We start from the raw sequence: 11,786 nt of genomic DNA on the forward strand, positions 1-11,786 counted from the left end.
CGCGGGGGAGCCCCCCCGCGCCCCCCAGACCCACACCCGGAGTCCCTGAGCGTTACAGCGTCGCCCGCGGGGGGGGTCGGCGTCCCCCCCCCCCCCCCCCACCGCCGTTTTCCTCAGCTATGCGTTGGCGATCACGAGCGCGCGCAGGCGGCTACTCGTGCGGGTGGCCAGCGATCCACCCGCGGCCAGCGGGAGCCGAACCTCGTCCACACTGCCCGACCAGGCCGGGCGATCATCCGGGTAGACCAGTTCGCTGTCGAGCGCGCGCGGTGCGGTGAGCCGATCGTCGGTCGACGAACCCGCGCCGAGTTGGAGCCGGTGCCGCAGCAGCGGCACCTCACCGATATCGGCCAGCAGATCACCGCGCCACCCGCCGCCGTCCTCGCCACTGCGGCCCAGTTGCACCCGCTCACGCAGCCGCAGGCGCGCATCGGGTGCCAGCTGCACCGTGGTCACCGTGTGATGGTGCGCGCCACCGGCCACGATCGTCGGCTCCGGATCGAAGTCGAGTTCGGCGCCCTCGCCGACCTCGAAACGCCAGTGCGCGTTCGACCACACGGTGTCCGCGCCCGGTAGGGCGATCGTCGCCGCTACCGACCGGACCACCAGCCGCGCGCCGGGGCGCACGACGATGGTGATGTCGAGTTCGTCCCCGCCGAGCGGGGTGGCCGCGGTGCCGATCAGGTGCACGGTGTCGATCCCGGTGTGCCGCCCGGCCAGACCGCCGACCGCGTCGATGCGGGGCAGTCTGCCCGGTACGGCGACGATGCTCAGTTCAGTGCGCAACGCCGGTGGCCGCGTCCTGTTCGGCGGCGACCCGCAGCTGTTCGCGCACCCAGGCCAGGACCGGGGTGGCGGCCGGGTCGTCGGTCAAGGAGACCAGTGCGGTGGGGCGGCCGTCGCGGACCTTGGCGGCGTCGCGCTCCATCACGCCAAGGTCGGCGCCGACCAGCGGGGCGAGGTCGGTCTTGTTCACCACGAGCAGGTCGGAGAACGTGACGCCGGGGCCGCCTTTGCGCGGCACCTTGTCGCCGCCGGCCACGTCGACGACGAAGATCTGCACGTCGATCAGGCCGGAAGAGAAAGTGGCCGTGAGGTTGTCACCGCCGGATTCCACCAGGATCAGGTCCAGCGGCGGGTTGGCCGCGACGAGGTCGTCGATGGCGTCGAGGTTGGCGGTGATGTCGTCGCGGATGGCGGTGTGCGGGCAGCCGCCGGTCTGCACGGCGGTGATCCGCTCGTCGGGCAGCACGGCGTGGCGGCGCAGGAAGTCGGCGTCCTCGGTGGTGTAGATGTCGTTGGTCAGCACCGCGAGGGACAGCTCGTCGCGCAGTTGCCTGCACAGGGCCGCGACCAGCGCGGTCTTACCGGAGCCGACCGGGCCGCCGATGCCGATGCGCAGGGCATCACCCGCGGCGCGGTCGCGCTTGGGCCGGTCGTGGCTGTGATCGTGCGGTTCGCCATCGATCAGATGGGGAGGCATGGGGGCTCCTTCTTCTCGGGTTCAGGGATCAGGACGCGAACAACGGCATGTCGCGATGGAGGTGACGTTCGGCGAGCGCGTCCTGCAGTGGATCGGACAACGCGGCGAGGCCGGTGGCGGCCTCGGCGGCGATCCGGTCGCACAGCGGCGCCAGGCGCATGGTGCTCGCGGCGATGGCGGCGGGATCGAGGGCGAGCAGGCGTTGCGCGGCGGTGGCGGCGCCGGTGAGTGTGGTGTAGACGACGACGCCCGCCAGCTGTTCGGTGCTCGCACCACAGGCGGCGCCGACCATGCCGAACACCGTGGACAGGTGCGGACGCGGACCGGCTGCTGCCCAATCGTGGTGCGGCCACAGCTGTTTGGCCAGGCGGAGCAGACCACGCCCCTGCGCGCGTGAAGCGGCCCGCGCGGCAGGCGATGGTGTGCGGGCGTCGGCTTCGAGCTCGGCGCGTTCTGGAGTCAGCGCCCCGCCACAGACCGCGGCGGACAGCGAGGCATTGACCAGTCCCGAGGTCGCGACGCGACGCCGGAGGTACAACTCCACACTCGCGTTGTCGCGCAGCAACCCCGACGACACAGCTTCCTCGACGCCACCGGAGTGCACGTGTCCACCGATAGGCAGGCGCGAATCGGCCAGGGCGAGCAATGTCGCCAGGCCCGTCGCACCGTCGTTTCGCATCCGACGATCCTAAGCAACCGACCTGGACGTCCGCCCGGTGAGGCTGACGATCAACCTACACAGTGGCAGCGATCACCCCACCCGGCGGTCGTCACCGACGCCGACGAGCGTCGAGACCTGTTGTCGGCTCAGCGGGTGGTGCGGGCCGAGCGCCAGGCCAGCACCGCCATCGCGATCAGCAGCAGTGCGCCGCCGGCGGTCGCGAGGTGCATTCCGCTGACGAAGGATTCGCGGGCCGCGTGGATCAGCCCCTCGTCACCGGAGGACTGCAGGAGGGTGTCGCCCAGGGTCTCGCCGAAGTCGCCGCCGGAGCGGAACACCAGCGCGGCCACCGAACCGAGCAGGGCCAGACCGAGGGCATTGCCGAGTTCGAAACTCGTTTCGGAGATCCCGACCGCCGAACCCGCCCGCTCGGCGGGCACCGCCGACACCGCGACATCCGACACCAGCGTGAACGAGAAGCCGTACCCGATACCGGCGATCACCGAGCCCGCGACGTACCAGCCGAGGCCGCCGTCGACACCGACGCCGAGCAGCATCAGGTTGCCGATCGCCGACAGCATCAGCGCGAGTGTGAACGTCGCCCGCACGCCCAGCCGCAGCCCGAGGCGCGCGCCGCTCATCGAGCACACGAACACCGCGATCGCCATCGGAATGCCGAGCAGCGCGGCGGCCAGCGGGTCACGTCCGGTGACCGACTGCAGGTAGATGCTGGTCAGGTAGCTCATCGCGGCGAGCGACATCATGCCGGCCATGCTCGCCCCGATCGCCACCCGGAACAGCGGCCGCGTGAACAACGACAGGTCGAGCAGCGGTTCCGCGAGATGACGCTGCCTGCGCACGAACAGCACGAGCAGCCCGACGCCGATCACCGCGATCACCAGCGACACCGCGTCCAGGCCTTCGGCGGCGATGTGTTTGATCCCGTAGATCAACGGCAGGATGCCGCCGATCGACAGCGCGACGCTGGGCAGATCGATCGGGCCGAGGGCCGCGGAACGATGTTCGGGCAGCAGGATCGGCCCGAAGATCAGCAGAATCGCCAGCACCGGAATGTTGATCAGGAACACCGAGCCCCACCAGAAGTGGTGCAGCAGCACACCGCCGATGATCGGCCCGATCGCCGAACCACCGGCGAAGAACGCGGTCCAGATGCCGATCGCGGTGGCCCGTTCCCGTGCGTTGGGGAACAGGGTGGAGATCAGCGCCAGGCTCGACGGCAGCAGCGTCGCACCGCCGATGCCCATCAATACGCGGGCCGCGATGAGGATCGGCGCGGTGGGCGCGAACGCGGCGAGCACCGACGCGACGCCGAAGATGGCGGCGCCGACGAGCAGGATATTGCGGCGGCCGATCCGGTCGCCGAGGTTGCCCATCGTGATGAGCAGACCCGCCAGCATGAACCCGTAGATGTCGAGGATCCAGAGTTGTTGCGACGCGGTGGGATCCAGGTCGGCCGTGAGGGTCGGCATGGCAAGGAAGAGGACCGAGATGTCCATCGACACCAGCAGCACCGGCAGCAGCAGCACGCCCAATCCGAGCCATGCGCGGCGTCCACCGGCGACTGCGGTGGGCACCGCCGGTTCCAGCTTCGTCATTTTCCGAAATCCTTCCACGGTTTGCGTACGCCGTACGCGGGAGCTGGGTACAGTGTACGCATGAAGGTTGTATTACGAAAGCGAGTCATGGGATGACCGAGGCGAAGCTCACCCGCACCGCGATCGTCGACGCCGCGATCACCCTCGCCGACGCCCACGGACTCGACGCGGTATCGATGCGCCGCATCGCCGACCGTCTCGATGTGGGCACCATGTCGCTGTATCGGCACGTGGCGAACAAGGACGAACTCATCGCGGCCATGACCGACGAGATCGCCGCCCGCCACCCCTACCCCGATCCGGCCGGTCGAGGGTGGACGTGGCGCGACCGGGTGCGCATCGCCGCGGAGATCGATTGGGAGCTCTACCAGCAGCATCCCTGGGTGCTGCTCACCTTCGCGGTCCCCCGCTACAGCTTCGGCCCGCAAGGCCTGACCAGCCTGGCCTGGCTGGTCGAGGGCCTGCGCGAGCTCGACGTGACGGCCCGCGAGGCCACCACGATGGGGTTCTCCGTCTGGAACTACATCTCCGGCGCCAGCCTGCCGGTGGTCGGCGGCGCGCTCCTCGCCGAGAAGCGCACCGCCACCGACGACACCAATGGCCTGCGCGATCTCCTCGAGGGCAAGCCCTCCTTCCCCGTGCCGCCTGCGCTGGCCGACCTCGAAGGCGCGGGGGTGAGCGACCTGACCTCCGAGGACCTCCTGTTTCTCGGCCTCGAAGCGCTCTGCGACGGTTTCGCCGCGCGCGCCGCCCGTCGAGCTTGACCGCGAGCGTCGTTCAGAATGTCGGAAGACACGGTGGTCGTCGGTGGTGAAGACTGGACCCATGACCGACGCGCAGCCGTCCGCCGATCGCCGCCTCGCCGCCCAGGCACTGGCCGCGAACGATCCGACCGGATGGTTCGAACCGCTCTATGCCGAGGCCGCGGCGGGGACCTCGGTGGTTCCGTGGGATCGAGACGTTCCCAACCCCCTGCTGGTGGACTGGCTCCGCACCGTCTCGCTACCGCAGGGGACGCGGGGCCTGGTGATCGGCTGCGGGTACGGCACCGACGCCGAATTCGTTGCCGCCCAAGGCATCCGAACAACAGCCTTCGATGTCTCCCCTACCGCCATTCGCGGCGCGCGGGCCCGCTTCCCGCATTCCCCCGTCACCTACAAGGTCGCCGACCTGCTCGAGCCGCCGCCGACCTGGCTCCATGCCTTCGACCTGGTCATCGAGTCGATCACCGTCCAATCCCTGCCTCCGGATGTCCGCGCCGCCGCCATCACCAGCATCCGCGACCTGCTGGCGCCCGGCGCGACTCTGCTCGTCATCGCCGACATCAGCAAGGCCCCCGCCACCACCGGCCCACCCTGGCCCCTCACCCGCGGCGAGATCGACTCGTTCACCGCCCCCGACCTGACCCAGGTCCGTGTGGAATCCATCCCTCGCCACGACGCCTCGGGCTTGAACCGCTGGCGGGCCGAATTCCACCGCCCGCCTCGAGCCGCCGGCTGACGGCTTGCGCCAGGCAGGGACGGTCCAGTAGGTCGCAGCACGCAGGACCCATTCCACCGGCCCATACGGGTGGCGGCTCAGCCACCGGGCGCTGAGCCCGAGCTGGGCGGCGAAGGTGACCAGGCCGATCGCGATCACGACGCCGAGCGACACATCGTCGGCGAAGGCGAAACCGTAGCCGGTGTAGACGACCATCAGCACGATCGACTGACCGATGTAGTTCGAGGCCGCCATCTTGCCCGCGGGTGCGAACACGGCGCAGTGGCGACCGAGCCGTACCGACCGCGCCGCCAGCACCACAGCGGCGATGTAAGCGAAAGTCATCAGCGGATTCACCAGCGCCTGGATCCCGAACAGAACGAGCGGCGGTGTCCACCACCCCATCGACGCCGCGAAAGTGAGCGCTGCAACGGGCAGTCCCGCACCAAGTCCCACTACGAGAGCGCGTAAAGCCCAGGTACGCGCCATGTTCGATCGCTCGAGCAGGTTCAGTTTGCCCGCGGCCATGCCGAGCAGGAACATGGCCAGGCTCGGCACCGCCCCGGCGGACCACACCAATAGCAGCGCGGTGGGCGCGACAGCGAGCTGGGCGGAAAAGGTTTCGGCGGCAGTGCCGGTATAGGCGGCCCCCACCTCGGGCATCCGAAGTCCGTCGCCGGGTGTCAGGCCGGGCAGGACGCTGTCGATCGCCCAGAACAGCAACAGCGCCGTACCCGCGAGGGCGGCCGTCCGCGGACCGAGCGCGCGAACCGCGATCAGGATCAGGCCGAGGACGGCATACAAGGTGAGAATGTCACCGTCCCAGAGGAAGAAGACGTGCACGAGGCCGATGACCATCAACGCGGCGCAGCGCCGCAGTGACCGTGCCGTCGGCGAGGCACCGGCCCGTATCGCGGCCGTCACCTGCAGCGTGAACGCATAACCGAACAGGAACGCGAACATCGGATAGAACCGAGCGGACAACAGCGCGTCCACTGTCGCCAGAACCAGGCGATCACCACCCGAATTCGCACGATCCGGCGCCCATTGGCCGACGGCGACGACCGCATTGCAGATCAGGATCCCGAGCAGCGCGAACCCGCGCAGGGTGTCGAGCTCGGCGATCCGGTGTACGGGTTTCGTTGCGGGCGGATCCGATACGTCGAGCACGGGACAACGGTAGAGCGCCGAATCGGCAGCTTATGCGCCGGGCGCAGCGTGCTGTTCGGGCCGACGCCGCCACGGTGGGATCGTCAGGTAGGTCGCGGCGCGCAGCAACCACTCCACCGGGCCGTAGCGGTGACCGCGCAACCACCAGGCGCTGAGCCAGAGTTGGGCGGCGAAGGTGACCAGGGCTATGGCGATGACGGCCAGTGGTTCGATGGTGTCGGCGAGGGCGAGGCCGTAGCCGGTGTAGACGAGCATCAGGACGATCGACTGACCGATGTAGTTGGTGGCGGCCATGCGCCCGGCCGGGGCGAGCAGGGCCGTGCAGCGGCCGAGCCGGGCGGACTGTGCTGCCAGCAGGATCGCGGCGACATAGGCGAACGTCATGGCCGGATTCACCAGAAATTGGAGGCCGTGGATCGCGGCGGGGGCGTCCCACCAGGTCATCGACTCGGCGAAAGTCATCGCCGAGATCGGCAGGCCGAGACCGAAGCCGAGCACGAGTACACGAAAGGACCAGCGGCGCAACGTATCCGGGTCAGCGAACAGGTTTCGCTTGCCCGCCGCCATGCCGATCAGGAACATCGCCAGGCTCGGCACGCCCTGACTGAACCAGATCAGCAGCAGGAAGACCGGCGCGAGGGCGGTCTGCGCGGAGAACGTCGACGCGAAGTCCGCGGTGTAGTCGGCGGATATCGCGGGCAGGTCGACGAACTCACCGAACGCGAGAACACCGGTACTGCCCGGCAGGAAGGTCCACGCCGACCAGGTCACGTACAACACCACCCCGACGATCACCGCGGTCCGCGGCCGCATCTTGCGCAGCGCGATCAGCGTCAGGCACAGGAACGCGTACAGCGTGAGGATGTCCCCGATCCACAGCAGGTAGACGTGCACGAGCCCGATCACCATCAGCGCGGCACACCGCCGGAGCAACCGCCGCACCGGCGAAGCCCCCGCACGCTGGGCCGCCGCGATCTGCAGCGTGAACGAATAGCCGAACAGGAACGCGAACAGCAGATAGAACCGCCCGGCGAACAGCGCGTCGACGGTGGCGCGCACCAGCAGATCGACGGTGCCACCGAAGCGCAGAACCGGATCCTCGCGAGTGCCTACCACCGACCACAGCGTGGTCGCCACGACCACGTTGGTGATCAGAATCCCGAACAGGGCGAACCCACGCAGGATATCGAGCTCGGCGATACGCGATCCGGATCGCACTGCGGGCGAACGTGTTCCGAGTGCGTCTGCCATGCACCGAGCGTACGCACGGCGACCGGTCACATTCGTCCACCGTGCGAGCTATTTTCACGCCGTACCGGAGAGCGACTCGCGGTCAGCCCTGCGGCGTATTGACAGCCGCGCCCCACCATGCGACGGGCCCCCGACCACCTGAGCGACCCACGACCGCCACGGTGCCACAATGGAGCACGATCACGCTCGGCAGGGACTCGCAACCACCACGGAGGCGGACATGCAGGCAGTTGTCATCGACGAATTCGGCGAACCGAAGAATGTGCTCACCGCACAGCAGGTGCCGGCCCCCGAACCAGGGGAAGGTGAGGTGCGGATCGCGATGTCGCTGTCGCCGATCCACAACCACGATCTGGCGATCATCCGCGGCGTGTACGGCTACCGGCCCCCGCTGCCCGCGATCCCCGGGACCGAGGCCGCCGGTGTCGTCGACGCGGTCGGGCCCGGTGTCGACACCCTCCAGGTCGGGCAGCGGGTGGCGATCGCCGGCGTGCGTGGGGCGTGGGCGGATTCCTTCGTCGCCCGCGCCGCACAAGCGGTGCCGATCCCGGATTCGGTGTCCGACGCGACGGCCTGCCAACTGCTCGCCATGCCGCTGAGCGCCCTCATGCTGCTCGATGACCTGCAGGTGACGTCGGGGCAGTGGATCGTGGTGAATGCCGCCAACGGCGCGGTCGGTCGCCTGCTCAACTTGTTCGCGAAGGAACGCGGTGTGCGGGTGCTGAGCCTGGTGCGCGGCCAGTCCTCGGTGCAGGCGCTCGAACAGCTCGGCTACGGTCCGGTGCTCGATACCGAATCGGTGGGCTGGCTCGCCACGGGGGCCGACATCACCGGTGGCGAACCGATCGTGCGCGCCGTCGACCAGGTCAGCGGCCCCGCCGCGGGCGACCTGATGGCGCTGCTCGCCCCGCGCGGAGAACTGATCTCCTTCGGCGCGCTGTCGGGCAAGCCGCTGATCATCGACACCGGCGCCGTCATCTTCAAACAGGCTGTGGTGAAGGGGTTCTGGGGCCAGCAGCGCAGTTCCGACATCGATCGCGCCGATTACGTGCGGCTGATCACCGAACTCGTCACCCTCGCCGCCAACGGCACCCTGCGCCTCGACGTACAGGCCGATTTCCCGCTCGATCAGGCCGCCGAGGCCGCCGTGGTCTCCGAAACTCCCGGCCGCAACGGCAAAGTGGTCCTGCACGCCGGAACTCGCTGACTCTCGGCCGGGCGGGCTGACGCCGCCGCTCGCCTCGCCCGGCCGACTCTTTCCAGACCCCCAACAGCAGGCGAAATTTCCACGATCGGGGTGTTCACGCGCGGCGCCAGCGGGCAGGATTCGCCGCATGAGGAGCAGCGACGGTCCACCGCTGCCGAGCAGAGGACTGAGCCGATGACCGCACAGGCACCCAATCCCGACTTCGCACAGCTGGTCCCCAGCGTGGTGCTGTCCATGCCCGCCGCCGCCCACCTGGGTTTCCACTTCAGCCGGGTCGAGCCCGGCGATGTCGAGATCGTGCAACCACACCGCCTCGAACTCACCCAGCACGACGGCTATTTCCAGGGTGGTGTCCTCGGCTCGCTCGCCGATTTCGCCGCCGGTTCGGCCGCGGGCACGCTGCTGCCGGTCGGCTGGGTGAACATGACCATCGACTACACCGTGAAGATCCTCGCGCCCGCCAAGGGCCCGAATGTGGTCGCCCGCGGCCGGGTGGTCAAGCCCGGCGCACTGCTCACGATCGCCGCCGCCGACGTGTTCTCGGTGGAGGAATCCGGCGAAACCCTGTGTGCCACAGCGCTGGTGACGATGCGCAACGTCCGTCTCGCGGCGGCCTGAGCACCGGGAACAAGTGACCTCATGTCGATCATCGACGTCGGCGGTGTTCCGATCGCCTGCACCGACACCGGCACTCCCGCGGGAAGACCCGACGCCGCCACTGTGGTCTTCGGCCACGGATTGTTGTTCGGCGGCTGGATGTTTCGGGCCCAACTCGAGTTCCTGCAACGCGACTACCGTTGCGTCACCCTCGACTGGCGCGGTCAGGGCGATACCCCACCCACCGCCGGCGGCTATGACATGGACACTCTCACCGCCGACGCGGCGGGTGTGATCCGCGCTCTGGACGCGGGACCCGTGCACTGGGTCGGCCTGTCCATGGGCGGCTTCGTCGGCCAGCGACTGGCCGCCAGGCACGGTGATCTCCTGCGGTCGCTCACGCTCCTCGACACCAGCGCGCAAGCCGAGGATCCCACCAAGATCGATGAATACCACCGTCTCGCGTGGGCGCTGCGCTGGTTCGGCATCCGCCCCATCGCGGGCCAGGTGGCCACTCACCTGTTCGGTCCCTCGTTCCGGGCTTCCGACGCCGGAAAGGCGGTGGTTCGCGAGTGGTCGCGTCGCCTGACCGTGGTCGACCGCGCCGGTTTGCGCGACGCCGTCCACGGCGTCACCGAACGTGGCGCCGTCGATGACGAGCTCCCGGCGATCACCGTCCCCACCCAGATCATTGTCGGCGCCGATGACGCCGCCACCCCGCTCCCACATGCCCGCCACATCGCCTCGCTCATCCCCCACGCGCAGCTCCACACGATCCCCGCGTGCGGCCATTCGAGTTCCCTCGAACAACCACAGGCCGTCACCGGACTACTCCACAGTTTCCTGGTCTCGGTCGAGTCGAGTACGTCGACGACGGAGCCGCGCACCTCCTGAATCGCGAATTAGCTTTCGCCACAGGGTGTTACGTGCCGGGGTGCGCGCGGTCGATGCGCATCCCGCCTGGCGCGGGTACCGTCGACTCGATGGCCGACCTCACCGCTCCCGCCCATGTCGAGTCCATCGGCGCCGACTTCTTCGACGATCCGCACGCGCAATATCGCCGGTGGCGTGCCGCGGGTCCCGTCCATCGGGTTCGCTTCCCCGACGACGTCATCCGCTGGGTGATCGTCGGCTATCCCGAAGCCAAGATCGCGCTCGCCGACCCGCGATTTCGCAAGGACGCCGTCGGGCTCAACGCGATCCTGCACGGCAAGCGCGACACCACCGCGACGGACCCGAATATCGTCACGCTCCTGAGCCATATGCTCGGCACCGACCCGCCCGCGCACACTCGGCTGCGCAAGCTCGTGAACAAGGCTTTCACCAGCCGCCAGGTCGCGTTGCTGCGCCCACGCATCGAACAGATCACCGAGGCATTGCTGGACGCGATGAGTGAGCGCGACGAGGTCGATCTGATGAGCGATTTCGCCAATCCGCTTCCGGTGACGGTGATCTGTGAGCTACTCGGCGTCCCGTTCGAGGATCGCGAGGACTTCCAGGCCTGGACGAAGGCCTTGGTCACCGTTGTCGGCGAGGGTGAGCAGGACGAGCGTCCTGCCGCGTCGGCCGCGATGGTCGGCTATCTGGCGAAACTTGTGCGCGCCAAGCAGTCCGAGCCAGCCGAGGATCTGCTGTCGCAGCTGGTCCTCGCCGACGACGAGGGCGATCGGCTCACCGATCAGGAACTGGTCTCGATGGCGTTCCTGCTGCTGGTCGCGGGCCACGAGACCACGGTGAACCTCATCGGCAACGGTGTCCTCGCCCTGCTCCGCAACCCAGAACAGTGGCAGGCCCTGCGCGCCGACCCCGCCGGTGTGCCCGCCGCCGTCGAGGAATTCCTGCGCTTCGACGGTCCCGTCGATATGGCAACGGCCCGCTTCACCGCGAAACCGATCACCCTGGGCGGCACCGAGATCCCCGAAGGCGAGATCGTCTATGTCGCCCTCGCGGCAGCCAACCGCGACCCAGCCCGCTTCCCGGACCCCGACACTCTGGCCACCGACACCGCCACCACGGGCCACCTCGCCTTCGGCCACGGCATCCACTTCTGTGTAGGCGCTCCCCTGGCCCGTGTAGAAGCCGAAATAGCCTTCACCGCACTCCTGCACCGCTTCCCCGACCTGACCCTTTCCCCCACCGCCGACCTCCACTGGCAGACCAGCACCCTCATCCGGGGCCTACTCGAACTACCCGTCCGCCTGCGCTGAAGCGCCGTTCACATGGGCGCCGTCGACCCACGAGCCCAGGGGGCCGCCCCAGGGGCCGCAGGCCCCCGGCCCGGGGGCGACACCCGGCGCCACCACAGTGTGGTGGGGGGGTGTG

The 11,786-nt window shown here is 68.9% G+C and carries 11 protein-coding genes and 1 pseudogene; 6 read left to right on the top strand and 6 right to left on the bottom strand.

The features are described from left to right. Positions 1-117 precede the first annotated feature (117 nt). From ACFWPX_RS22570 to ACFWPX_RS22585, 4 genes are all read right to left on the bottom strand, one after another. Positions 118-786: an urease accessory protein UreD gene (locus tag ACFWPX_RS22570; RefSeq protein WP_378928976.1), complete on the bottom strand. Its 669-nt coding sequence runs from the start codon at positions 784-786 to the stop codon at positions 118-120. Continuing rightward, positions 776-1,483, bottom strand: coding sequence for an urease accessory protein UreG (ureG, locus tag ACFWPX_RS22575; protein ID WP_378912829.1), 708 nt, complete (start codon positions 1,481-1,483; stop codon positions 776-778). Before ureG ends, ACFWPX_RS22570 begins: the two co-directional genes overlap by 11 nt. A gap of 28 nt (positions 1,484-1,511) precedes the next feature. Further along, entirely contained in the window at positions 1,512-2,162 is a 651-nt protein-coding gene (locus ACFWPX_RS22580; RefSeq protein ID WP_378928977.1) for an urease accessory protein UreF, read from the bottom strand. 128 nt (positions 2,163-2,290) lie between these two features. Then, positions 2,291-3,760 (bottom strand): MFS transporter, encoded by a 1,470-nt coding sequence (locus ACFWPX_RS22585; protein ID WP_378912831.1) that lies wholly within the window; start codon positions 3,758-3,760, stop codon positions 2,291-2,293. Between the two features lie 92 nt (positions 3,761-3,852). Between ACFWPX_RS22585 and ACFWPX_RS22590 the strand changes: the two genes are divergently transcribed. Beyond that, the gene (locus ACFWPX_RS22590) at positions 3,853-4,524 is read left to right on the top strand and encodes a TetR/AcrR family transcriptional regulator (protein WP_378928978.1); all 672 of its coding nucleotides are present in this window, start codon (positions 3,853-3,855) and stop codon (positions 4,522-4,524) included. A gap of 61 nt (positions 4,525-4,585) precedes the next feature. Continuing rightward, a complete protein-coding gene (locus tag ACFWPX_RS22595; RefSeq protein WP_378928998.1) occupies positions 4,586-5,260 on the top strand; it encodes a class I SAM-dependent methyltransferase in 675 nt (224 codons plus the stop codon). Positions 5,261-5,296: 36 nt separating this feature from the next. On the opposite strand, the pseudogene ACFWPX_RS22600 reads toward ACFWPX_RS22595, so the two are convergent. Together ACFWPX_RS22600 and ACFWPX_RS22605 are read right to left on the bottom strand one after the other, a co-directional pair. Continuing rightward, positions 5,297-6,202 (bottom strand): annotated as a pseudogene (locus tag ACFWPX_RS22600) (DUF418 domain-containing protein); the annotation flags it as partial. Between the two features lie 237 nt (positions 6,203-6,439). Next, the gene (locus ACFWPX_RS22605; protein WP_378928979.1) at positions 6,440-7,660 is read right to left on the bottom strand and encodes a DUF418 domain-containing protein; all 1,221 of its coding nucleotides are present in this window, start codon (positions 7,658-7,660) and stop codon (positions 6,440-6,442) included. Between the two features lie 220 nt (positions 7,661-7,880). Between ACFWPX_RS22605 and ACFWPX_RS22610 the strand changes: the two genes are divergently transcribed. The 4 genes from ACFWPX_RS22610 (at position 7,881) to ACFWPX_RS22625 (ending at position 11,671) form a co-directional block, all read left to right on the top strand. Continuing rightward, a complete protein-coding gene (locus ACFWPX_RS22610; protein ID WP_378912834.1) occupies positions 7,881-8,867 on the top strand; it encodes a zinc-binding dehydrogenase in 987 nt (328 codons plus the stop codon). A 174-nt stretch (positions 8,868-9,041) separates the two neighbouring features. Then, on the top strand, positions 9,042-9,485 hold the full coding sequence (locus ACFWPX_RS22615) for a PaaI family thioesterase (protein WP_378912835.1): 444 nt from the start codon (positions 9,042-9,044) through the stop codon (positions 9,483-9,485). A 21-nt stretch (positions 9,486-9,506) separates the two neighbouring features. Beyond that, positions 9,507-10,358: an alpha/beta fold hydrolase gene (locus tag ACFWPX_RS22620; RefSeq protein WP_378928980.1), complete on the top strand. Its 852-nt coding sequence runs from the start codon at positions 9,507-9,509 to the stop codon at positions 10,356-10,358. 53 nt (positions 10,359-10,411) lie between these two features. Further along, positions 10,412-11,671: a cytochrome P450 gene (locus ACFWPX_RS22625; RefSeq protein ID WP_378928981.1), complete on the top strand. Its 1,260-nt coding sequence runs from the start codon at positions 10,412-10,414 to the stop codon at positions 11,669-11,671. Positions 11,672-11,786 lie beyond the last annotated feature (115 nt).

The organism is Nocardia sp. NPDC058518, from assembly GCF_042719655.1.
GTDB lineage: Bacteria > Actinomycetota > Actinomycetes > Mycobacteriales > Mycobacteriaceae > Nocardia.